Raw genomic sequence first — 21826 nt, 5'->3', positions numbered from 1 at the left:
AATGCCAAATGTTGTAGGTGTTCAGTTTCAGAAAGCTGGGAAATTGGAATACTACGCGCCTAACCACTTAGATGTAAAGGTAGGAGATCAGGTTGTTGTTGAATCTAAAAGAGGTATTGAAATAGGACTAGTAAAGTTTCCGCCAAAAGAAGTGGATAACAAAGATGTTACTTTACCATTAAAAGAAATTATACGTTTAGTGACTAATGAAGATAAAACTACATATGACAATAATGAACGTGATGCTTTAAAAGCATTAGAACTATGCAAAAGAGTTGTGAAAGAACAAAGACTAGATATGCGTTTAGTAAATTGTGAATATACATTAGATAAATCTAAGGTGATTTTTAATTTTACAGCTGATGATCGTATTGATTTTCGAAAATTAGTTAAAATATTGGCACAAAATTTAAAAACAAGAATTGAATTACGTCAGATTGGTGTCAGAGATGAAGCGAAATTATTAGGTGGTATAGGTCCATGTGGCCGTTCACTATGTTGCTCTACTTTTTTAGGAGATTTTGAACCTGTTTCTATTAAGATGGCAAAAGATCAAAATTTATCCTTAAATCCTACTAAAATTTCAGGAGCATGTGGCCGTTTAATGTGTTGTCTTAAATATGAAAATGATTATTATGAAGAAGCAAGATCTCAATTACCTGATATTGGAGATACTATTCATACTCCTGATGGTAATGGAAAGGTCGTTGGACTAAATATTTTAGATATTTCTATGCAGGTTAAAATAGAAGGTCTTGAGCAACCGTTAGAATATAGATTGGAAGAAATAGAAGCGTTGAACTAAGGAGGTTGACTGATCTTTGAATAGAAATGAATTGTTTGAAAGACTTACAAGGTTAGAACGTAATGTAAATCAGTTGACTGAAGATATGATAGAACTCAAAGATCTAGCTGTAGAGCTGGTTGAGGACAACGTTGCTCTACAAGTAGAGAATGAAAATTTAAAAAGATTAATGGATAAAACTGAGCAAGCAACTGATAACAATCAAGAAAGAAACCACTCAAAAAATATAAAGATGCCATCTCCGAGTAAAGATAATTTGGCAATGCTTTATCGAGAAGGTTTTCATATATGTAAAGGTGAATTATTTGGAAAACATCGGTATGGTGAAGATTGTCTATTATGTTTAAATGTTTTAAGTGATTAAAGTTCTAAATGATTGAAAGGGTAAACATAAGGGTGTATTAAAAGTATGGACTTAATGCTATAAATACATCCTTTTTTTAGGTGTAAGTGACATGCTAAAAGAAAACGAACGAATTGATTATTTGATTAGAGAAGGTTATGAAATCATTCAAAATGATGATGTTTTTTCATTTTCAACAGATGCATTATTATTAGGCCATTTAACAGAAGTTAGAAAAAATGACAAGATAATAGATTTATGTTCTGGAAATGGAGTTATTCCATTATTACTATCTGCAAAGTGCACACAATCTATTGAAGGCATTGAAGTACAGCCTCAACTAGTTGATATGGCACGCCGAAGCTTTGTTTTAAATCAGCTAGATAGTAAGCTGACAATGCACTTGATGGACTTAAAAACTGTAAATCGTACATTCAAACCTTCACAATACACATTAGTTACCTGTAACCCTCCTTATTTTAAAATGAATCAGCTCAATCAGCATCAAATAGAAGCTCATAAAATAGCGCGTCATGAGGTAATGTGTGATTTGAAAGATTGTGTTGTAGCTGCTAAGCATGTACTTAAAGAAGGTGGACGATTTATCATTGTTCACAGAGCGGAAAGACTTATGGATGTCTTAACTGAAATGAGAAGTGCTAAAATTGAGCCAAAGAGACTCACGCTTGTGTATAGTAAGATGAACAAACCTGCTCAAGCCATAGTAGTGGAAGGGCGTAAAGGTGGTAAACAAGGGTTAGACATTCGTCAACCTTTATACATTTATAATGAAGATAACACGTATAGTGATGAAATGAAGGGTATATATTATGGATAAGCATTTTGTTTATATAGTAAAGTGCAACGATGGAAGTTTATATACAGGTTATGCCAAAGATGTAAATGCTCGAATTAGTATGCATAATGAAGGAAAAGGTGCTAAATATACAAAAATGAGACGCCCTGTTCAGTTAGTTTATCAAGAAGTTTATTATACAAAATCTGAAGCGTTAAAACGAGAATATGAAATAAAAACCTTTTCAAGACAAAAAAAGTTAAAAATGATAGAGGGGGGATAGGATGACAACTTTATATTTAGTAGGTACACCAATAGGAAATTTAGGTGATATTACATATCGTGCTATAGAAACATTAAAAAAAGTGGACATGATTGCTTGCGAGGATACTCGTGTGACGAGTAAGTTATGTAATTATTATGATATTAAGACTCCCTTGAAGTCTTACCATGAACATAATAAAGAACAACAAACTAGTTATTTAATTGACCAATTAGAAGAGGGATTAAATATTGCTTTAGTTTCTGATGCAGGACTCCCTTTGATAAGTGACCCAGGTTATGAACTAGTTGTTGAGGCACGACTTAAGAATATTAACGTTGAAACTGTACCTGGTCCTAATGCAGGATTAACTGCCTTGATGTCTAGTGGACTCCCTTCATTTACATATACATTTTTAGGATTTTTACCTAGAAAAGAGAAAGAAAAAATTGAAATATTGAATATGAGAATGTTTCAAAATAGCACATTAATATTGTATGAATCTCCTCATAGGATTACTGACACCTTGAAAGCCATTGCGAAAGTTGATTCTCAAAGATATGTAACTGTCGGTAGAGAGCTTACAAAAAAATTTGAGCAAGTACTTACGCATTCTGTTGACGTTATGATAGAAAAAATTAGCAAAGAAGAAATACCACTAAAAGGGGAATTTGTCATTTTAATTGAAGGTGCAGTGCCTCTGAATGATGAATTTTGGTATGAAATGTTCACTATCAAAGAACATGTTAATTACTACATCGAAAATAATCAAATAAAACCTAAGCAAGCAATTAAAATGGTTGCTCAAGATCGACAGATGAAAACGGGAGAAGTTTACAATATTTATCATAATGTTGAGTAAGATGTGTAAGTGATAATCATGCTTACTGTTTTTGTGTGTTATTTATCAACTTTCTAGAGTTTAAAAACTGTATATCTCAATCGTATATTTGAAATGAGTAAATTAAAGTAAAAGCACCATAATACATTGATTTTATGGTATTGTAGTAAAGATGATGACAATTAATTTTCAAATGATGTGAATTTGTAAAAACTAATACATAGTGGTGCGCTACTTCATTGAAAAGAAAAATAAATTTAGATATCATTTATTATGTAATTAATGAGGAGGACCAGTGATGGCTAAAGAAACATTTTATATAACAACCCCAATATACTATCCTAGTGGGAACTTACACATCGGTCATGCATACTCAACAGTCGCAGGTGACGTCATTGCTCGCTATAAAAGAATGCAAGGATATGATGTTCGATATTTAACTGGTACTGATGAACATGGCCAAAAAATTCAAGAAAAAGCTCATAAAGCTGGTAAAACAGAATTAGAATATTTAGATGAAATGATTGCTGGAATTAAAAGTTTATGGAGTAAGCTTGAAATTTCAAATGATGATTTTATTCGAACTACTGAAGAACGCCACAAACAGGTTGTAGAAAAAGTGTTCGAAAGGTTATTAAAGCAAGGAGATATTTATTTAGGAGAGTATGAGGGATGGTATTCTGTCCCAGATGAAACATACTATACTGAATCTCAACTTGTTGAACCAGTTTATGAAAATGGAAAAATCATTGGTGGTAAAAGCCCTGATTCCGGGCATGAAGTTGAATTAGTTAAAGAAGAAAGTTACTTCTTTAATATTAATAAATATACTGATCGATTGCTTGAATTCTATGATGAAAATCCGGATTTTATTCAACCACCATCTAGAAAAAATGAAATGATTAATAATTTTATCAAACCTGGTTTAGAAGATTTAGCTGTATCGCGTACTTCATTTGATTGGGGTGTGCGTGTACCATCAAACCCTAAACATGTAGTATATGTTTGGATAGATGCCCTTGTTAACTATATTTCTTCATTAGGTTATCTTTCAGATGATGAAACGTTATATAACAAATATTGGCCAGCAGATATTCACTTAATGGCTAAAGAAATTGTACGTTTCCATTCAATTATTTGGCCTATCTTATTAATGGCTTTAGACTTACCGTTACCTAAGAAGGTCTTCGCACACGGTTGGATATTAATGAAAGACGGTAAAATGAGTAAATCCAAAGGTAATGTTGTTGATCCAAATGTTCTTATTGATCGTTATGGGCTTGATGCAACACGTTATTATTTAATGCGTGAGTTACCATTTGGATCAGATGGAGTGTTTACACCAGAAGCTTTTGTTGAAAGAACCAATTATGATTTAGCCAATGACTTAGGAAATTTAGTTAATCGTACAATTTCTATGATTAATAAATATTTCCATGGTGAGTTACCAGCTTATCAAGGACCTAAACATGAATTAGATGAAAGCATGGAAGCAATGTCACTTGAAACGGTTAAAACATTTAATGAGAACATGGAAAGTTTACAATTCTCCGTGGCTTTATCTACAGTTTGGAAGTTTATTAGTCGTACGAATAAGTATATCGATGAAACACAACCATGGGTATTAGCCAAAGACGAGGAACAACGTGACATGCTTGGTAACGTTATGGCGCACCTTGTTGAAAATATTCGCTTTGCAGCTATATTATTACAACCATTCTTAACACATGCACCTAGAGAGATTTTCAAACAACTCAACATTAACGACCCTAAATTATCTCAATTAGAAAGTCTTGATCATTATGGTGCCCTTACTGAACCAATCACTGTTATTGAAAAGCCAACACCAATTTTCCCAAGATTGGATACTAAAGCAGAAATTGCCTATATTAAAGCATCAATGCAATCACCTAAATCTGAAGACAAAGAAGAAGTAGTAAGTAAGGAACAAATTGATATTAAAGACTTTGATAAAGTTGAGATTAAAGCAGCAACAATTACTGATGCTGAAAACGTAAAAAAATCAGATAAATTGTTGAAAATTCAAGTTGAATTAGGTAATGAACAGTGCCAAATCGTATCAGGTATAGCCAAATTCTATAAACCTGAAGACATTATTGGTAAAAAAGTCGCTGTCGTAACAAATTTAAAACCTGCTAAATTAATGGGACAAAAATCTGAAGGTATGATTCTATCTGCTGAAAAAGATGGTGTACTTACTTTAGTAAGTTTACCAAGTGCTATACTGAATGGTGCAATCATAAAGTAATTTTGTCTAAAGATAGGAGAGATGATGATGTTGATCGATACACATGTACATTTAAATGATGAACAATATGATGAAGATTTAAATGAGGTAATCTCTCGCGCTAGAGAAGCAGGCGTGGATAGAATGTTTGTAGTGGGGTTTGATACACCTACGATAGAACGTACTATGGAACTCATAGATAAATATGATTTTATCTATGGCATTATCGGTTGGCATCCTGTCGATGCTATTGATTGTACGGAAGAGAGATTGGAATGGATTGAAAGTCTATCTAAGCATCCTAAAATTATAGGTATTGGAGAAATGGGCTTGGATTATCATTGGGATAAATCACCAGCAGATGTGCAAAAGGAAGTATTTAGAAAACAAATTGCACTTGCTAAACGTGTTCAATTACCTATTATTATTCATAATCGTGAAGCGACTCAAGACTGTGTGGACATCCTATTAGAAGAACATGCTGAAGAAGTCGGAGGTATTATGCATAGTTTTAGTGCTTCACCTGAAATTGCTGACGTTATTATTAATAAACTAAACTTCTATGTGTCCCTTGGTGGACCGGTAACATTTAAAAATGCTAAACAACCGAAAGAAGTGGCAAAACATGTGCCTATGAATCGATTATTATGTGAAACTGATGCACCATATTTATCTCCACATCCGTATAGAGGTAAACGAAATGAGCCTGAACGTGTTACACTAGTCGCTCAACAGATAGCTGAGTTACGTGGTATATCATATGAGGAAGTATGTCAACAAACAACTGAAAATGCAGAGCGCTTATTTCACTTAAAGCAATTATAAGTGTGTTTTCCAATGAGAAAGGTGTCTAACTTTGAATAGGAGGTAAATCTTTACTCTTTCAAAAGTTAAGGATATCTTTCTCATTTTCTTTAAACATGAGCATAAGAGCATCGTAAACAGCTCATGTTTAATTGTTTACATTTTGATAATACTTATAGATTTTATAAAATGAGGCTAACAACTTTAACATTATTGGAAGGTTATAAAATGAAAATAAATGAATTCATAGTAGTTGAAGGTAGAGATGATACACAACGTGTAAAAAGTGCAGTAGAGTGTGATACTATTGAAACGAATGGTAGTGCGATTAATAAAGACATTTTAGATGTTATTCAAAATGCTCAAGAAAATAGAGGTGTGATAGTATTTACTGACCCAGATTTCCCGGGTGATAAAATTAGAACGACAATACGTAATCATGTTCCTGGTGTCAAACATGCATATCTTGATAAAGAAAAAGCTAAAAATAAAAGGGGTAAAATTGGTATAGAACATGCTAATATAAAAGATATTCAAGAAGCATTGATGCATGTGAGTTCACCCTTTGAGGAATCTGAAGAAACGATAGATAAAAGTGTACTTATCGATTTAGGACTTATTATAGGAAAAGATGCTAGATATAAAAGAGAAGTCTTAGGACGAAAGCTTCATATCGGACATTCTAATGGTAAACAACTCTTAAAGAAACTTAATGCTTTTGGATATACTGAGGATGATGTGAGAAAGGCTTTATTTGAAAAAAAAAAGGAGAATTAAATGGAACATAAAGATATTGCTACCCCATCATGTACACGTGCCTTGCTTGATCAATATGGATTTAATTTTAAGAAGAGCTTAGGACAAAATTTTTTAGTTGATGTAAATATTATCAATAAAATTATTGAGGCAAGTCAAATAGATAAATCAACAGGAGTGATTGAAGTAGGACCTGGAATGGGTTCATTGACAGAGCAACTTGCTAAAAATGCTAAGAAAGTCATGGCATTTGAAATAGACCAAAGACTTATTACAGTTCTTGAAGATACACTTTCACCTTATGATAATGTCACAATAATAAACGAAGATATACTTAAAGCCGATATCACTAAATCTGTGAATACACACCTAAAAGATTGTGACAAGATAATGGTAGTTGCTAATTTACCTTATTATATTACGACTCCTATATTACTTAACTTAATGCAACAAGATGTTCCTATTGATGGATTTGTTGTTATGATGCAAAAAGAGGTAGGCGAACGACTTAACGCAACTGTTGGGACTAAAGCTTATGGTTCATTATCTATTGTTGCGCAGTACTATACAGAAACAAGTAAAGTTTTAACTGTGCCTAATACTGTATTTATGCCACCCCCAGATGTAGACTCTATCGTAGTTAAATTAATGCAAAGGCAACAACCGCTTATAGATGTAGATAACGAGGAAGCATTTTTCAAACTCGCTAAAGCTGCTTTTGCACAACGACGTAAAACAATTAATAATAACTATAAAAACTTCTTTAAAGATGGTAAACAGTACAAAGATGATATACGTCAATGGTTAGAGAGCGCAGGTATCGATCCTAAAAGACGTGGCGAAACGCTTACAATTCAAGATTTTGCCAAATTATATGAAGAAAAGAAAAATTTCCCTAAATTAACAAATTAAAATGTTGACAAAGTCCTTTGACATTGATAAAATTATCTTTATTTGACGAAAACGCCTCAAATATGGTATTATGTAACTTGTAGCGAGGTGGGGCACTATGCCAAAATCAATTTTGGACATCAAAAATTCTATTGATTGTCATTTAGGAAATCGTATTGTACTTAAAGCCAATGGTGGACGTAAGAAGACGATTGAACGCTCAGGTGTTTTAAAAGAAACATACCCTTCAGTATTCATAGTCGAATTAGATCAAGATAAACACAACTTTGAACGCGTATCATATACATACACTGATGTGCTTACAGAAAATGTACAAGTTTCATTTGAAGAAAATAATCATCAAGAAGCAGTCGCACACTAATAAGAATCAATTAACTAGAGAAAGAGTTTACTCTGAACTTTATAGTTTTATATTTTATTAATTAAGGTGAGTATTGGGCATTGAGTTCAATACTCTTTTTCTTTATAGTTTTATGTTGATGAAATAATAAATTTTTAGTTATCAGTATACTTTAGATATTTACACTTATGTAAATCTATATTTATAAAATTCAAAAAACGTATATTATTACCTTTTAAAATGTATTTCATTAAGATTTTACGAAAAATTGCACATAATCTATCAAATATTTAAGTCCTTTATGTTAAAATCATCTTAATAACAATTCGAAGCGAGGGCGAGAAAATGATATATGAAACGGCACCAGCCAAAATAAATTTTACGCTCGATACACTGCTTAAAAGAAATGATGGTTATCATGAAATAGAGATGATTATGACAACGGTTGATTTAAATGACCGGCTATCATTTCAAAAACGGAAAGATAAAAAAATAGTAGTAGATATTGAGCATAATTATGTGCCTAATAATAATAAAAACCTTGCATATAAAGCAGCAGAATTGATGTTGAATCATTATCATATTAAAGAAGGCGTTACGATAACGATTGATAAGGATATTCCAGTTTCAGCAGGTCTTGCAGGTGGGTCTGCAGATGCTGCAGCTACTATGAGAGGAATGAATCGATTATTTGAATTAGGACAATCTTTAGATGATTTATCAGCTTTAGGGATAGAAATCGGTACAGATATACCATTTTGTATTTTTAATCAGACAGCTATTTGTACAGGACGAGGGGAATGTATAACATTTTTGGATAAACCGCCTTCTGCATGGGTCGTTTTAGCTAAACCAGATATAGGAATATCATCCCCTGAAGTTTTTAAAGCACTTGATTTAAATAAGAAACATATCGTTCATAATGATTTGTGTAAGAGCGCATTGAAATTGAATGATTATGATATGTTATGCAAAAGTTTATCTAATCGTCTTGAGCCAATCTCAATATCAATGCATCCTGAAATTAAAAAAATCAAAGATAATATGATGCAATGCGGTGCAGACGGAGCACTCATGAGTGGAAGTGGACCTACCGTCTATGCTTTAGCACAAAAAGAAAGACAGGCTAAGAATATTTACAATGCAGTCAACGGATGTTGCAATGAAGTGTACTTAGTAAGATTATTAGGATAGAAGGGTTTGAAAAGATGAGATATAAAAGAAGCGAACGTATAGTGTTTATGACACAATACCTAATGAATAATCCGAATAAATTAATACCTCTCACTTTTTTTGTAAAAAAATTTAAACAAGCGAAATCTTCAATTAGTGAGGACGTACAAATTATAAAAAATACTTTTCAAAAAGAAGAATTGGGTATAGTAATAACAACTGCTGGTGCAAGTGGTGGTGTTACTTATAAACCAATGATGAGCAAGTCAGAGGCAACTAAAGTTGTTAACGATGTTATCTCTCATTTGCAAGAGAAGGAACGTTTGTTACCAGGTGGATATTTATTCTTATCTGACCTTGTAGGTAATCCTACATTGCTTAGAAAAGTAGGAAAATTAATTGCGAGTATTTATATGGATGAGGACTTAGATGCCGTTGTGACAATTGCGACGAAAGGTATATCACTTGCTAATGCAGTAGCAAACGTATTAAATTTACCTGTAGTAGTAATTAGAAAAGACAATAAAGTTACTGAGGGTTCTACTGTGTCCATTAATTATGTTTCTGGATCTTCTAGAAAGATAGAGACCATGGTGTTATCCAAACGTACATTGGCTGAGAATTCTAATGTCCTTGTAGTAGACGATTTTATGAGAGCTGGTGGTTCCATTAACGGAGTGATGAATTTGATGAACGAGTTTAAAGCTCATGTAAAAGGGGTATCAGTACTTGTAGAATCGAAAGAAGTTAAACAAAGATTAATTGAAGATTATACTTCCTTAGTCAGATTATCAGATGTCGATGAGTACAATCAAGAATTCAAAGTAGAGCCTGGCAATAGTTTGTCTAAATTTTCTTAAAAGGAGCACAAACATCATGAAAGTAATCAACTCAGAAAAAGTGGCAGCAGCGTTAGGTCCATATTCACTTGCAACTGTATTAAATGATTTAGTATTCACATTTGGTCAAATTCCTTTGACCCTCGATGGAACACTAATAAGTGACAATGTTCAAGAATAAACGAAACAAGTTTTAGAAAATTTAACTGTGGTATTGAAAGAAGCAGGTTCTGATTTAGATTCTGTCGTTAAAGCGACAATTTTTGTTTCTGATATGAATGATTTTCAGCAAATTAATCAAATCTATGGAAACTATTTCGTCAAACATCAACCAGCACGCAGTTGTGTTGAAGTATCACGGTTACCTAAAGACGTAAAGGTAGAAATTGAATTGATAGGTAAAGTTAAGGAATTATAATTTTCTTAAAAAATTGTCAAGCTTCTAATAATATAAATATATACTAGGGAGGCTCACTACATGAAAGTGACAGATGTAAGACTTAGAAAAATACAAACACATGGTAGAATGAAAGCACTTGTTTCCATTACACTAGATGAAGCCTTTGTGATTCATGATTTACGTGTAATTGAAGGAAACTCTGGTCTTTTCGTCGCAATGCCAAGCAAACGTACACCAGATGGTGAATTCCGTGACATCGCGCATCCTATCAATTCCGTTATGAGACAAGAAATTCAAGATGCCGTGATGAAAGTATATGATAAAACAGACGAAGTCATTCCCGATAAAAATGCAACTTCTGATAATAAAGAATCAGATGAAGCTTAATTAAATAATAAATATTTAAGTATAAAAAGTGGTCAACGTTTGCTTTTCGAAACGTTGACCATTTTTGCTATTGGAGAGTTTGAGAATTGAGAATTTGAAATAATAAATTCAACGGATAAAGCAAGGTGGGGAAACTTGTGATTTATTTTTAAGTAAGTCTATGCTCTCGAACATTGAAACTATACGTTTCAGCTGTATAAAAAGTTCAATATTTATAGAAAATTAACGATTAGTTAACAAAAATTTTTAAAAGTTGAAACTCTATTAGTTGTTAAATTATAATAATTATGAAGTGTAAATTTTAATGGAGGGTTGGCATTCATGCAAAGAAATGCGATTATTTTGGCAGCAGGTAAAGGCACAAGGATGAAATCAAAAAAATATAAAGTGCTCCATGAAGTAGCTGGCAAATCGATGATTGAACATGTTCTCAACAATGTTAAACAATCTGGCGTCAATCAAATTGTAACTATCGTTGGACACGGAGCTGAAAGTGTTAAAGAAACTTTAGGTAATCAATCATTATACAGTTTTCAAGAAGAACACCTCGGAACAGCACATGCTGTAAAGATGGCAGAGGAACATTTAGCAAATAAAGAAGGAACGACGATAGTAGTTTGTGGCGATACACCACTGATTACATCAGAAACGCTTCAAGCATTAATACGTCATCATGAAAGTAAACAAGCGCAAGTAACTGTTCTCACAGCTTCAACTTTTAATCCGCATGGATATGGCCGAATTGTTAGAAATTCAGATCAAACGTTAGAACGTATCGTCGAGGAGAAAGATGCGAGTGAAGCGGAACGCCTGATTAACGAAATAAGTTCAGGTATATTTGCTTTTGATAACCAAGTTCTATTTGAGAAGTTAGAGCAAGTGAATAATGATAGTGCTCAAGGTGAATATTATTTACCTGATGTTGTATCACTAATATTGAATGATGGAGAAAAAGCAGACATTTATAACACTCAAAATTTTGAGGAAATTATGGGTGTTAATGATCGTGTGATGTTAAGTCAAGCAGAAAAAGCGTTACAAAAACGTATCAATCATTTTCATATGAAAAATGGTGTAACGATTATCGATCCAGATACAACGTTTATTGGTCCTGATGTAGAGATAGGTATAGATACAACAATTGAACCAGGTGTTCGTATTGGAGGTTATACAACGATTGGTGAAGAGGTACTTGTTGGTCAGTTTTCTGAAATCAACAATAGTACCATTTGCTCGAATGCTAATATCAAACAATCTGTCGTCAATGATTCGGTTGTCGGAGAAAATACTAAAGTCGGTCCATTCGCGCAGTTGCGCCCAGGTTCAAATTTAGGCGCTGGTGTTAAAGTTGGCAACTTTGTTGAAGTCAAAAAGGCTGACCTCAAAGATGGTGTTAAAGTTTCTCATTTAAGCTATATTGGCGATGCAGAAATTGGCGAACGTACTAATATTGGCTGTGGCTCAATTACAGTTAATTATGACGGTGTAAATAAATTCAAAACAATTGTTGGGAAAGACGCATTCATAGGATGTAACACAAATCTTATTGCACCAGTTACAGTGGGTGATCAATCGCTTATCGCAGCTGGTTCAACAATTACTGATGATATACCAAAAGAAAGTTTAGCATTAGCTCGCGCAAGACAAGTAAATAAAGAGGGCTATTTGAGAAAGTAGTTTAAAAAATAGTCAGGAGCTCAATCAATTTTAAGACGCGAAAATGAGTTTAAACAACCGTACCAATTTTGTTTCATCATCTAGCATAGTAATCAAGTTCTATTTTCTATATAATATAACTGTCTAAGTAAATAATTGGAGGACTATAAATGTTAAATAATGAATATAAGAATTCATCAATGAAGATCTTTTCACTTAAAGGAAATGAGCCTTTAGCCCAGGAAGTAGCAGATCATGTAGGGATTGAATTAGGTAAATGTTCTGTAAAACGTTTTAGTGATGGAGAAATTCAAATCAATATTGAAGAAAGTATTCGCGGTTGTGATGTATTTATTATTCAACCAACGTCATACCCAGTTAATCTTCATTTAATGGAGTTACTTATCATGATTGATGCGTGTAAACGTGCATCAGCTGCGAATATTAACATCGTAGTACCGTACTATGGTTATGCACGTCAAGATAGAAAAGCGCGTAGCCGTGAACCTATTACTGCTAAATTAGTAGCGAACTTAATCGAAACAGCAGGTGCTAATCGTATGATTGCTCTTGATTTACATGCACCTCAGATTCAAGGATTCTTTGATATTCCAATCGATCACTTAATGGGCGTACCTATCCTTGCACAACATTTTGAAAATGATCCTGACATTAATCCTGAAGAATGTGTTGTTGTTTCTCCTGACCATGGTGGAGTGACACGCGCACGTAAATTAGCTGACATTTTAAAAACTCCAATTGCAATTATTGATAAACGTCGTCCTAAACCAAATGTTGCAGAGGTTATGAACATTGTAGGTGATATTCAAGGACGTACTGCAATTATTATCGATGATATTATCGACACAGCAGGAACTATTACTTTAGCAGCACAAGCGCTTAAAGATAAAGGTGCAAAAGAGGTTTATGCTTGTTGTACGCATCCAGTGTTATCAGGACCTGCGAAAGAACGTATTGAAAACTCTGCAATTAAAGAATTAATTGTTACAAATTCAATTCAACTCGAAGAAAGTAGAAAACCTGCCAATACAAAAGGACTTTCAGTTGCAGGATTAATTGCAAAAGCGATTATACGTGTTTATGAAAGAGAATCAGTGAGTGTATTATTTGACTAATAATGACAATTAGGTTTGACGAATAAATCTTCACCGTGTATAATACTTACGTCCGTGATTTTATGGACAAATAAACATTTGCAAGCAACAATAATGTTGATGGGCAAGTGAGGAGTAGGTTAGACATGATTCATGTAACAACCTCGAAATTTGAAAGGTGGAAATTTGGATGGCTTCATTAAAGTCAATCATCCGTCAAGGTAAACAAACGAGTTCTGACCTTAAACAATTAAGAAACTCAGGTAAAGTTCCTGCAGTTGTATATGGTTACGGTACAAAAAATACTTCAGTTAAAGTTGATGAAGTTGAATTCATTAAAGTGATTCGTGAAGTAGGACGTAACGGGGTTATCGATTTAGGCGTAGGTTCTAAAACGATAAAAGTAATGGTATCAGATTATCAATTCGATCCATTAAAAAACCAAATTACTCATATTGACTTCTTAGCAATCAACATGAGTGAAGAACGTACTGTAGAAGTGCCAGTTCACTTAGTTGGTGAAGCTGCAGGTGCTAAAGAAGGTGGCGTAGTTGAACAACCATTATTTAACTTAGAAGTTACGGCTACTCCAGAAAATATTCCTGAGTCTATCGAAGTAGATATCACTGAATTACAAATCAATGATAGCTTCGCAGTTTCAGATATCAAAGTTTCTGGTGATTTCACTATCGAAAACAATCCAGAAGATTCTATCGTTACAGTAGTTCCTCCAACAGACGAACCTTCTGAAGAAGAAGTTGAAGCTATGGAAGGCGGATCAGCTACTGAAGAACCTGAAGTTGTTGGCGAAGATAAAGAAGAAGCAGAAGAAGAAAGCAAAGAAGACTAATTTTCGCGTCTTTTTACTATATTTCGTGATATTTTCAGATTTACATGTAGAGGAAAGCACTGTGCTTATATTAATAAGCATGGTGCTTTTTGTGTTATTATAGGAAATATGATTAATTGAAAAAGTTCTAAAGACGCACCTACACATTTTAGATTCAATTTTATGTTATCGGTTGTCCGTTATTTTAGAACAAAAGTTTAATGAATGAAATAACTATGAATGTATATAGATGTTAATAGCAATGGAGGTAGCGCATAATGAAATGTATTGTCGGTCTTGGTAATATAGGTAAACGTTTTGAACTTACAAGACATAATATTGGCTTTGAAGTCATCGATTATATATTAGAACGTCATCAATTTACGTTGGATAAACAAAAATTTAAAGGAGCATATACAATTGAGCGTCTAAATGGAGATAAAGTCTTGTTCATCGAGCCTATGACTATGATGAATTTATCTGGAGAGGCAGTTGTACCTTTAATGAATTATTATAATATAGATATTGAGGATTTAATCGTATTGTATGATGACTTGGATCTTGAACAAGGTCATATTCGCTTGCGTCAAAAGGGGAGTGCAGGTGGTCATAATGGAATGAAGTCTATTATTAAGATACTTGGTACTGAACAATTTAAACGTATTCGCATTGGTGTTGGACGACCTACCAATGGAATGTCTATTCCTGATTATGTATTGAAACGTTTTTCTAAAGAAGAGATGGTTACTATGAACAAAGTCATTGAACATTCTGCAAGAGCAGTAGAGTCTTTCGTTGAAACGTCACGTTTTGATTATATAATGAATGAATATAATGGTGAAGTTAATTGAAATCAATAATTACAGATTATATTAGTGAAGATAAACGTTTTCAGGAACTAGATGAAGTTTTTGGTCAAGATACTATTTTAGTTACGGGCTTATCCCCATCAGCTAAAGTTACAATTATTGCTGAAAAGTATCTCAAAGATCATAGACAATTGTTGCTCGTAACAAACAATTTATATCAAGCAGATAAAATAGAAACGGATCTATTACATTACATTGATGATTCAGAAGTTTATAAGTACCCTGTACAAGATATTATGACTGAAGAATTTTCAACTCAAAGTCCACAATTAATGAGTGAACGTGTGAGAACGTTGACTGCGCTTGCCCAAGGCGACAAAGGGTTATTTATTGTGCCCTTAAATGGGCTGAAAAAGTGGTTGACACCAGAAGATATGTGGAAAAGTCATCAAATGAACTTAAAAGTTGGAGAAGATATTGATGTCGACAAATTTTTAAATAGGCTTGTCAATATGGGATATCGACGTGAAAGTGTCGTGTCTCATATAGGTGAATTCTCTCTAAGAGGTGGAATTATCGATATATATCCTCTTGTTGGGTCACCTGTTCGCATTGAATTATTTGATACAGAAATTGATTCTATTAGAGATTTTGATGTTGAAACACAACGGTCTAATGACAATCTCGAACAAGTAGAAATTACAACAGCTAGTGATTATATTATTACAGATGACGTCATTCAGCACTTGCAGAAAAAACTGAAGGAAGCATATGAAAAGACGCGACCTAAAATAGATAAATCGGTGTGTAATGATTTAAAAGAAACTTATGAAAGTTTTAAGCTATTTGAGTCAACTTTTTTTGACCATCAATTATTAAGACGTTTAGTTGCATTTATGTATGAGACGTCTTCTACTATTATCAATTATTTTCAACAAGATGCGATTATCGTAGTAGATGAGTTAAATCGTATCAAAGATACAGAAGAAACATTAACAACAGAAGTTGATGATTTTATTAGTAATTTGATTGAAAGTGGTAATGGTTTTATTGGGCAGGGATTCATGAACTATAAAAGCTTTGAAACGTTATTAGAGCGTCGGCCAGTCGCTTATTTCTCCTTGTTTACATCGACAATGCAAGTACCGTTACAACATATTATTAAATTTTCTTGTAAACCTGTACAGCAGTTTTATGGGCAGTATGACATCATGCGTTCAGAATTTCAAAGATATGTTCATAATGACTACACAATTATGGTACTAGTTGAGACTGAAACGAAAGTTGAACGTATACAATCTATGTTGAATGAAATGCATATTCCAACAGTTACTGATATTCATGAAAATATTGACAGTGGTCAAGTAGTGGTAATGGTAGGGAGTCTGTCTGAAGGTTTTGAATTACCTTATATGCAATTGGTCATCATTACTGAGAAAGAACTATTTAAAACGAAGCAAAAAAAACAACGTAAGCGTACAAAAACAATTTCTAACGCAGAGAAGATTAAGTCATATCAAGATTTAAATGTGGGTGACTATATTGTTCATGTACATCATGGTATAGGTCGTTATTTAGGTGTTGAAACATTAGAAGTTGGAGACACACATCGAGATTACATTAAATTACAATATAAAGGAACAGATCAACTATTTGTTCCTGTTGATCAAATGGATCAGGTCCAGAAATACGTAGCTTCTGAAGATAAATCGCCGAGATTGAATAAATTAGGTGGTACTGAATGGAAGAAAACAAAGGCTAAAGTTCAACAAAGTGTTGAAGATATTGCTGATGAACTTATCGATTTATACAAAGAGCGCGAAATGTCTGTGGGTTACCAATATGGTGAAGATACGGTAGAGCAGTCAGCATTTGAGCAGGATTTTCCATATGAATTAACACCTGATCAAAGCAAATCTATTGAAGAAATTAAAGATGATATGCAACGTGAACGTCCTATGGACCGTTTGCTATGCGGTGATGTAGGTTATGGAAAGACAGAAGTTGCTGTTCGTGCTGCATTTAAAGCTGTCATGGAAGGTAAACAAGTTGCTTTTCTAGTTCCTACAACTATTTTAGCTCAACAACACTATGAGACACTCATCGAACGGATGCAAGACTTTCCAGTTGAAATCCAATTAATGAGTCGTTTTCGTACTACGAAAGAAATAAGACAGACAAGAGAAGGACTAAAATCTGGGTACGTAGATATAGTGGTGGGTACACATAAATTACTTGGTAAAGAGATACAGTATAAAGATTTGGGTTTACTTATTGTGGACGAAGAACAACGATTTGGTGTACGTCATAAAGAACGAATTAAAACATTGAAAAAGAATGTAGATGTTCTCACTTTAACTGCTACACCTATACCTAGAACCTTACACATGAGCATGCTTGGAGTACGTGATTTGTCTATCATAGAAACGCCACCTGAAAACCGCTTTCCAGTTCAAACATATGTGTTAGAACAAAATACCAATTTTATTAAAGAAGCTATAGAACGTGAATTATCACGTGATGGACAAGTCTTCTATCTTTATAATAAGGTTCAGTCTATTTATGAAAAAAGAGAACAGTTACAAATGCTAATGCCAGATGCAAACATTGCTGTTGTACATGGTCAAATGACGGAACGTGATTTAGAAGAAACAATGCTCAGTTTTATTAACCATAAATATGATGTTCTTGTAACTACCACTATTATTGAAACAGGTGTAGATGTTCCAAATGCAAATACACTTATAATTGAAGAAGCAGACCGTTTTGGATTAAGTCAACTTTATCAACTAAGAGGACGTGTTGGACGTTCGAGTCGTATAGGTTATGCTTACTTCTTGCATCCAGCTAATAAAGTGTTGAATGAGAGTGCTGAAGAACGTTTACAAGCGATTAAAGAATTCACTGAACTTGGCTCAGGTTTTAAAATTGCCATGCGCGATTTAAATATTCGTGGGGCGGGTAACTTGCTAGGTAAACAACAGCACGGCTTTATTGATTCTGTTGGCTTTGATTTATACTCACAAATGTTAGAAGAAGCTGTAAATGAAAAGCGTGGAATTACTGAAGAAACACCTGATGCACCTGAAGTAGAACTACATTTGGATGCATTTTTACCTGCCGAATATATTCAAAATGAACAAGCCAAAATTGAGATTTATAAAAAATTACGTAAAGTTGAATCTAAAGAACAATTATTTGATGTTAAAAATGAATTGATTGATCGTTTCAATGATTATCCTGTCGAAGTAGAACGTTTACTAGATATTGTTGAAATTAAAATTTATGCTTTACATGCGGGAATTACTTCAATTAAAGATAAAGGTAAATCAATTGGGGTTTACTTATCACCTAAAGCAACAGAAAATATAAATGGCGAAGAATTGTTTAAACAGACACAACCTCTTGGAAGAGCGATGAAGGTTGGTGTTCAAGAAAATGCAATGCATGTTACTTTAACGAAGTCTAAACAATGGTTAGACAGCTTGAAATTTTTAGTGAAAAGTATTGAGGAAAGTATGGCGATTAAAGATGAAGTCTAGGCGTGAGACGGCGTTTAATGGTGTCGTCATCCTGACATTGGCTCTTATTATTGTTAAAATACTTATCGCGCTTTATCGAATACCCTATCAAAATGTGTTAGGTGATGAAGGATTATATGCATATCAACAAATCTATCCAATAGTAGCATTAGGAGTTATCTTATCAATGAATGCAATTCCTAGTGCGGTAACACAAGTTTTGAGTGCAAATCAAACTAGCGAAGTTTACTCTAAGGTGATACTAAAACTACAATATCTTGGTTTTATAGTGTTTATATTGCTATTTATCTTTGCTTATTGGATTGCTCAATGGATGGGAGATGTCAACCTAATGCCAATGTTAAGAATGGCAAGTTTTAGTTTTATCTTGATTGGTATTTTAGGTGTGTTAAGAGGCTTTTATCAATCTAAACAAGAAATGAATACCCTTGCTATTTCCCAGGTTATAGAGCAATTGATTCGGGTAGGAATAATTATTGTTGCTATTCTTCTTTTTATCTTTCGTGATTGGAGTATCTATGAAGCGGGGATGTTAGCCATCTTAGCTTCTTCAATTGGGTTTTTAGGATCAATGTTTTATTTGTTATTAAAACGGGCATTTTCTATAAAATTAAAGCGTAACACGTCACAAGTGCAATGGCGTCAATTATTTATTTCTATTCTTACTTTTTGCATTAAGTCAGCTTATCGTTATTTTATGGCAAACTATGGATAGCTTTACAGTGATACGAGTGTTACAAACAAGTGGATTATCATTTGAAAAAGCTATTATGCAAAAAGGTATTTATGATCGGGGCGCATCATTTATTCAAATGGGTTTAATTGTTACTACTACCTTTAGCTTTGTGTTGATACCTTTATTGACACAAGCAATTCAAAAACACAACCAACTGCAATTGAATCATTATACTAATGCTTCCGTTAAAATAACAGTCCTAATTAGTACGGCTGCAAGTATTGGATTAATTAATTTGATACCTTTAATGAATTTTGTATTTTTCAAAAACGATAAGCTTACAATTACATTGGGTATTTATATGATTACTGTCATTTGTGTTTCACTTATTATGATGAACATTGCATTATTACAAGTGTTAAATCAAATTCGTCCTATTTTAGTTGGTACATCATTAGGACTATTATTTAAAGCAATATTAAATGTTCTTTTGATTCACATGTGGGGTATTGTAGGAGCTAGCGTTAGCACAGTCTTATCACTAATTGTTTTTGTAACAATCTTGCAATTAGGGGTATTAAAATATTATTTTTTCAATCATATGCTAGCATTCTTAGGTAAACTTATTGGTGGTATGGCTATAATGAGTTTAGTTGTTCAAAGCGTTATGTTTATCATCACTACTGATAGTCGTATGATGGGTTTAATTGAACTTCTAGTCAGTACGTGTGCAGGCGTAGTGGTTTTAATTATATATGTTGATATATTTAATGTATTAAGCTACAAAGAGTTAAAGCATTTACCTTTTGGAGATAAATTATATCAATTTAAGAGAGGAAGACGGTTATGACTCATGCAATTACTATAGTTGGTTTAGGTAACTATGATATTGATGATTTACCATTAGGTATTTATCGTTTTTTAAAAAATCAAACTAAAGTTTACGCAAGAACTCTAGATCATCCTGTGATAGAAACATTACAACAAGATATCCATTTCGCAAGCTTTGACTCCATTTATGAATCTCATGATCATTTTGAAAATGTGTATGAAGAGATTGTGCGTGAGGTGATTCAACTTGCTCAATCAGATGATATCGTCTATGCGGTGCCTGATCATCCTAGAGTTGCTGAAATAACGACTGCAAAACTTTTGGAACATGATTGTACAAACGACAATATTTCAGTTCGTATACTTGGTGGTAAAAGTTTTATAGATGATATATTTAAAGCAGTTGATGTTGATCCTAATGATGGATTCACCTTATTAGATGGTATTGCAATAGATCAGTCGATGCTCAATATACGTACTCATACGATTATTACACAAGTGTACAGCGCGGTGGTGGCTGCCTAAAGCTCACCTTGATGGAACGTTATCTAGATGATTTTAACGTTAAAATAGTAACTAGTGCTCATAGTGGTGGTGCGTATGTCACAGAATGCCCACTGTATGAGATTGATCATTATGAAAATGAATTTAACAACCTTACGAGTTTATTTATTCCTAAAGTGACTGATAATGATGCTTTCTATGAGGATTTTGACTTTGCAGTACAAATAATTGATTTGCTTGTAGATGATGAAAAAGGGTGTCCTTGGGACAAAGTTCAAACACATAAATCATTAAAACGTTACCTTTTAGAAGAAACGTTCGAACTATTTGAAGCTATCGATAATGAAGACGATTGGCATATGATAGAAGAGTTAGGTGATATATTGTTGCAAGTTTTATTGCACACAAGTATTGGTAAAAAAGAAGGGTATATGGATATTAAGGAAGTTATTGAAAGCTTAAACGCTAAGATGATTCGCAGACATCCGCATATCTTTAGTAACGTGCAAGCACAATCAGAAGATGACTTAAAAGACATTTGGTCACAGGCTAAAGAAAAAGAAGGGAAGAAGCTTCGCGTTAAATTCGAGAAAGTATTTGCAGACCACTTCTTGAAGTTGTATGATGAAACCAAAAATAAACAAGTCGACGAAGACACTCTCAGACATTTTTTACAACAAGGGGAGAATCAAACATGAGATTAGATAAGTATTTAAAAGTTTCACGACTAGTCAAACGACGAACATTAGCAAAAGAAATCAGTGATCAAGGTCGTGTAACTGTTAACGGAAACGTAGCGAAAGCAGGTACAGATATTAAAGAAAATGATGAACTTGTTATTCGTTTTGGTCAAAAGTTAGTAACAGTAAAAATTACAGGATTAAATGAACATGCCACGAAAGAAATTGCAAAAGGTATGTATGAATTAATTAAAGAAGAACGTATAAATGAAGCGTGA

Annotated in this window: 19 protein-coding genes and 3 pseudogenes; all 22 read left to right on the top strand. The window is 33.4% G+C overall.

What is annotated here, in order from left to right:
- The first annotated feature begins 1 nt into the window (after nucleotide 1).
- The 22 genes and pseudogenes from DYE57_RS10825 (at nucleotide 2) to DYE57_RS10720 (ending at nucleotide 21826) form a co-directional block, all read left to right on the top strand.
- Nucleotides 2-805, top strand: a complete 804-nt coding sequence (locus tag DYE57_RS10825; protein WP_115314006.1) for a PSP1 domain-containing protein — start codon at nucleotides 2-4, stop codon at nucleotides 803-805.
- A 16-nt stretch (nucleotides 806-821) separates the two neighbouring features.
- The gene (gene yabA / locus DYE57_RS10820) at nucleotides 822-1169 is read left to right on the top strand and encodes a DNA replication initiation control protein YabA (RefSeq protein WP_115314005.1); all 348 of its coding nucleotides are present in this window, start codon (nucleotides 822-824) and stop codon (nucleotides 1167-1169) included.
- Between the two features lie 91 nt (nucleotides 1170-1260).
- Nucleotides 1261-1986, top strand: coding sequence for a tRNA1(Val) (adenine(37)-N6)-methyltransferase (locus DYE57_RS10815; protein WP_115314004.1), 726 nt, complete (start codon nucleotides 1261-1263; stop codon nucleotides 1984-1986).
- Entirely contained in the window at nucleotides 1979-2227 is a 249-nt protein-coding gene (locus DYE57_RS10810) for a GIY-YIG nuclease family protein (protein ID WP_115314003.1), read from the top strand. Before DYE57_RS10815 ends, DYE57_RS10810 begins: the two co-directional genes overlap by 8 nt.
- Nucleotide 2228: 1 nt before the next feature.
- The gene (gene rsmI / locus DYE57_RS10805) at nucleotides 2229-3068 is read left to right on the top strand and encodes a 16S rRNA (cytidine(1402)-2'-O)-methyltransferase (RefSeq protein ID WP_115314002.1); all 840 of its coding nucleotides are present in this window, start codon (nucleotides 2229-2231) and stop codon (nucleotides 3066-3068) included.
- A gap of 277 nt (nucleotides 3069-3345) precedes the next feature.
- On the top strand, nucleotides 3346-5316 hold the full coding sequence (gene metG / locus DYE57_RS10800; RefSeq protein WP_115314001.1) for a methionine--tRNA ligase: 1971 nt from the start codon (nucleotides 3346-3348) through the stop codon (nucleotides 5314-5316).
- Nucleotides 5317-5343: 27 nt separating this feature from the next.
- The gene (locus DYE57_RS10795; RefSeq protein WP_115314000.1) at nucleotides 5344-6120 is read left to right on the top strand and encodes a TatD family hydrolase; all 777 of its coding nucleotides are present in this window, start codon (nucleotides 5344-5346) and stop codon (nucleotides 6118-6120) included.
- Nucleotides 6121-6327: 207 nt separating this feature from the next.
- On the top strand, nucleotides 6328-6876 hold the full coding sequence (rnmV, locus tag DYE57_RS10790) for a ribonuclease M5 (RefSeq protein WP_115313999.1): 549 nt from the start codon (nucleotides 6328-6330) through the stop codon (nucleotides 6874-6876).
- Nucleotides 6877-7767 carry a 16S rRNA (adenine(1518)-N(6)/adenine(1519)-N(6))-dimethyltransferase RsmA gene (gene rsmA / locus DYE57_RS10785; RefSeq protein ID WP_115313998.1) on the top strand — a complete coding sequence of 297 codons (891 nt, stop codon included), beginning with the start codon at nucleotides 6877-6879 and terminating at the stop codon, nucleotides 7765-7767.
- A 97-nt stretch (nucleotides 7768-7864) separates the two neighbouring features.
- Complete coding sequence (gene veg, locus DYE57_RS10780) at nucleotides 7865-8128, top strand: biofilm formation stimulator Veg (RefSeq protein ID WP_115313997.1); 264 nt, start codon at nucleotides 7865-7867, stop codon at nucleotides 8126-8128.
- A gap of 324 nt (nucleotides 8129-8452) precedes the next feature.
- A complete protein-coding gene (ispE, locus tag DYE57_RS10775) occupies nucleotides 8453-9301 on the top strand; it encodes a 4-(cytidine 5'-diphospho)-2-C-methyl-D-erythritol kinase (protein ID WP_115313996.1) in 849 nt (282 codons plus the stop codon).
- A 14-nt stretch (nucleotides 9302-9315) separates the two neighbouring features.
- Nucleotides 9316-10140 (top strand): pur operon repressor, encoded by an 825-nt coding sequence (gene purR, locus DYE57_RS10770; RefSeq protein ID WP_115313995.1) that lies wholly within the window; start codon nucleotides 9316-9318, stop codon nucleotides 10138-10140.
- Nucleotides 10141-10156: 16 nt separating this feature from the next.
- A pseudogene (locus tag DYE57_RS10765) lies at nucleotides 10157-10537 on the top strand (Rid family detoxifying hydrolase).
- 60 nt (nucleotides 10538-10597) lie between these two features.
- Nucleotides 10598-10906, top strand: coding sequence for a septation regulator SpoVG (spoVG, locus tag DYE57_RS10760; protein WP_115313994.1), 309 nt, complete (start codon nucleotides 10598-10600; stop codon nucleotides 10904-10906).
- Between the two features lie 321 nt (nucleotides 10907-11227).
- Nucleotides 11228-12583: a bifunctional UDP-N-acetylglucosamine diphosphorylase/glucosamine-1-phosphate N-acetyltransferase GlmU gene (gene glmU / locus DYE57_RS10755; RefSeq protein ID WP_115313993.1), complete on the top strand. Its 1356-nt coding sequence runs from the start codon at nucleotides 11228-11230 to the stop codon at nucleotides 12581-12583.
- Nucleotides 12584-12732: 149 nt separating this feature from the next.
- Complete coding sequence (locus DYE57_RS10750; RefSeq protein WP_115313992.1) at nucleotides 12733-13698, top strand: ribose-phosphate diphosphokinase; 966 nt, start codon at nucleotides 12733-12735, stop codon at nucleotides 13696-13698.
- Nucleotides 13699-13867: 169 nt separating this feature from the next.
- A complete protein-coding gene (locus tag DYE57_RS10745; protein ID WP_115313991.1) occupies nucleotides 13868-14527 on the top strand; it encodes a 50S ribosomal protein L25/general stress protein Ctc in 660 nt (219 codons plus the stop codon).
- A gap of 257 nt (nucleotides 14528-14784) precedes the next feature.
- Complete coding sequence (gene pth, locus DYE57_RS10740; RefSeq protein WP_115313990.1) at nucleotides 14785-15357, top strand: aminoacyl-tRNA hydrolase; 573 nt, start codon at nucleotides 14785-14787, stop codon at nucleotides 15355-15357.
- Nucleotides 15354-18857: a transcription-repair coupling factor gene (gene mfd / locus DYE57_RS10735; protein ID WP_115313989.1), complete on the top strand. Its 3504-nt coding sequence runs from the start codon at nucleotides 15354-15356 to the stop codon at nucleotides 18855-18857. The genes pth and mfd overlap by 4 nt, the downstream gene beginning before the upstream one ends.
- A pseudogene (locus tag DYE57_RS10730) lies at nucleotides 18847-20383 on the top strand (polysaccharide biosynthesis protein). Before mfd ends, DYE57_RS10730 begins: the two are co-directional and overlap by 11 nt.
- Nucleotides 20380-21566 (top strand): annotated as a pseudogene (locus DYE57_RS10725) (MazG nucleotide pyrophosphohydrolase domain-containing protein). The pseudogenes DYE57_RS10730 and DYE57_RS10725 overlap by 4 nt, the downstream one beginning before the upstream one ends.
- Nucleotides 21563-21826 (top strand): RNA-binding S4 domain-containing protein, encoded by a 264-nt coding sequence (locus tag DYE57_RS10720; RefSeq protein WP_115313988.1) that lies wholly within the window; start codon nucleotides 21563-21565, stop codon nucleotides 21824-21826. The pseudogene DYE57_RS10725 and the gene DYE57_RS10720 overlap by 4 nt, the downstream one beginning before the upstream one ends.

The organism is Staphylococcus saccharolyticus, assembly GCF_900458815.1.
Lineage (GTDB): Bacteria > Bacillota > Bacilli > Staphylococcales > Staphylococcaceae > Staphylococcus > Staphylococcus saccharolyticus.
Note: the sequence above shows the minus strand (reverse complement) of the source record. Positions and strands in the feature narration are given on the sequence as shown.